2 protein-coding genes are annotated in these 2853 nt (G+C 69.3%); both read right to left on the bottom strand.

The genetic code is table 11. The features are described 5' to 3' along the window. Positions 1 to 56: 56 nt before the first annotated feature. Positions 57 to 1241, bottom strand: coding sequence for a UbiH/UbiF family hydroxylase (locus AC3WJE_RS20935; RefSeq protein ID WP_493732772.1), 1185 nt, complete (start codon positions 1239 to 1241; stop codon positions 57 to 59). Continuing rightward, positions 1238 to 2446 carry a 2-octaprenyl-6-methoxyphenyl hydroxylase gene (ubiH, locus tag AC3WJE_RS20930; RefSeq protein WP_493732771.1) on the bottom strand — a complete coding sequence of 403 codons (1209 nt, stop codon included), beginning with the start codon at positions 2444 to 2446 and terminating at the stop codon, positions 1238 to 1240. The genes AC3WJE_RS20935 and ubiH overlap by 4 nt, the downstream gene beginning before the upstream one ends. Positions 2447 to 2853: the final 407 nt, after the last annotated feature.

Below are 2853 nucleotides of genomic sequence, written 5' to 3'. Positions count from 1 at the left end.
GGCTTCAGCCGCGATGAAGCCTTACTGGTAAAGCCTCATCGCGGCTGAAGCCGCTCCTACGGACGCATTCCTGCTGCGTTGCGCCACAGCGCATCCACCACCGGCGGCAGCCGGCCGGCGGTACCGAGCGCCAGACCGCGCAGCAAGGTCAGGTGCATCTCGTCGTTGGAGAACAACGTGTTGATCGTGTCGAAACCGCAGGCGGCCACCGTGTTGTCGCTACGACGGTTGCGCGCCCAGCGCTGCAATCGGTGCGGCGCCGCCCAGTCCGCGCGCCGGCTCGCGGCATCACGCACCAGCGCACGCAGCGCGGCCACGTCGCGCAGGCCGAGGTTGACGCCCTGCCCGGCCAGCGGATGCACCACGTGCGCGGCGTCGCCCAGCACCAGCACGCGCCCCGCGACGTAGTCGCCGACGAGCTGGCGGCGTAGCGGGAACGCCGCGCGCCGCGACGCCACTTTGATCCGGCCCAGCCGCGCCGCGAACGCGTTGCCGAGTTCGCGCTCGAACGCCGCATCGTCCAACGCCAGCACGCGTTCGGCCTCGCCATCGGGCAGCGTCCACACGATCGAGCTGCGCCCCTGCGCGAACGGCAGCAATGCCAGCGGCCCCGTGGTCAGAAAGCGCTGCCAGGCCGTGTCCTCGTGTGGCAGCTCGGTTTCGATAAAACCGACCACGCCGCGCTGAGCGTAGTCATGACGGCTCACTTCCAGCCCGGCCAGCGCGCGCAGCGTGGACTCGGCACCGTCGGCGGCGATCGCCATCGCCGCGTCGATGCGGCTGCCATCGTCCAGCTTCACCCGCACGCCACGCTCGTCCTGCTCGATCGCCTCCAGCCGCGCCGGGCAATGCACTCGCACGCCTGCGGCCGGCAGCGCCGCCCACAACCGATCCACCAACAAATCGTTTTCGACGATCCAACCAAGCTGCTCGCGCCCGAACGTATCGGCATCGAAAGCCAGCTCACCGCCACCCGCGGCGTCCCACACCCGCATGCGCCGATACGGCTGCACGCGCGCGGCGCGCACCTGCGGCCAGACCCCGAGCGCATCGAGCAGCGCGGCGTTGTCCTGGGCAAAGGCGTAGACGCGCAGGTCCGGTCGTTCCGCGCTCCAACGTGGCGGCTCGCGACCTTCGACCAGGGCAACCTCCAATCCTGCATCGGCCAGCGCCAACGCACAGGCGGCACCGACCACGCCGCCACCGGCAATCACCGCATCCAGTCCACCGCGCCGGCTCACGAGGCGCTCCGGCACAGCTGCGGCACTTCGCCGCGGAACCCCATCGCCCCGCCGACCAGCAGCGCCTGCAAGCCCGCCACCTGCGAGGCCGCGAGCAAGCCGGCGCTGCGCAGCGGCCGCAGCAACGGCGCCGGATTGGAGGTCAGCCGTGCCAGTCCTCCGGAGAAGTCGATGGTCTGCGCGCGATCGGGTTCACGGCGCGCGACGTAGGCCGACAGCAGACCGGCGGCACCGGCATCGCTGCGATCGTGTTCGATCAGCTCGGCCAGCGTCAGCGCATCGCGCAGACCAAGGTTGAAGCCCTGCGCACCGACCGGATGCACGGTCTGCGCGGCATTGCCGAGCAGCACCACACGCTCGGCAACCAGCGATTTCGCCAGCACCTGCACCAGCGGGAAGGCACTGCGCTCGCCACTGGCCAACAGCCGCCCGGCACGCCAGCCGATCGCCTGCTGCACCCGCGCCAGCCACGCCGCCTCGTCGAGCGCGGCCACCGCCTCGGCCTGCTCGCGCGCCACGCCATGCACCACGCCGTAATGGCGATCGCCACGCGGCAGCAGCGCGGTCGGGCCGTGTTCGCCGAAGCGCTCCCAGGCGGTGCCGTCGGGCTGTCGCGCGGCACGCACACGCGCCACGAACAGGGTCTGGAAGTAATCGTGCTCATCCGTGCCGATGTGCAGCAGCTCGCGCACCGCACTGCGGGTGCCATCGGCGCCGACCACCAGCTTCGTATGCAGCGTGCGCTCGCCGTCGGCATCGGCGATGCGGACGCTGCGACGGCCGTCCTCGACCGCGCCCAGACCGATGAAGCGCGCCGGGCGATAACGGCTGAGATGCGTCAATTCACCCAACCGCGCTTCCAGCGCCTCGCCGAAGTCACGCGCCACCACCACCTGACCAAAGCTGTCGCGACCATAATCGGCCGCATCCAACTTGACCCGCCCGAAATCCCCGGCACGACTGACGTGAATCCGCCGGATCGGCCCGGTCGGCGCCCGCAGCTTGGCCATCACCCCCAGCGTGGTCAACGCATTGACCGTAGCCGCGGCGAAACTGAGGTTGCGCTGGTCGAACACCGCCGGCAGTTGCCCAGGCGGCGCGACCTCGACCAGTCCGACGTCAACGCCGATCCGGTCCAGGGCAATCGCCAGACTGGCCCCGACCAGCCCGCCGCCGACGATCAATACATCGTGTGTGGATTCCATCCCGACATGATAAGCGCTTGGGTTTCAGGTGCCGAAATGCCCGGCGGACGGGCCGGCGCGGGGCCTTCCATCATGATCTCCGCTCAAACCCACCCTTCCAGGACGGTCCCAAATCAGGACAAAGCCCCCTGAAGCCTTCAAGACGGCCTCCCGGAACCTGAACCCGTTGCCTCGCATGGGGAGGAACCGCGGGATGTCCCCGCGGTAGCGGATGGAGTTCCCGCCCATGATCCCGGAAGCCAGCCTCGCCTCCCCATGCAGCACAGGATGAATCGACATTCGCGGGCAAATGCTGTTGCTGTGGCCGTTGCTCGTGATTTTGCCTTTGCTGTTGCCTTGGACTTTGACTTACCCGGGGCCCCCATCCGCAGCGACGGAGCCAGCGGGAAAAACCCGAAGGGCGACGT

Source organism: Pseudomonas sp. GW821-FHT07E12 (assembly GCF_058986605.1).
This window is presented reverse-complemented; position numbering and strand designations above follow the sequence as displayed.

What these genes read in the sequence shown, in the direction of transcription:
- ubiH (WP_493732771.1), bottom strand. Translation starts at nt 2,446, where the DNA reads ATGGAATCCACACACGATGTATTGATCGTCGGCGGCGGGCTGGTCGGG.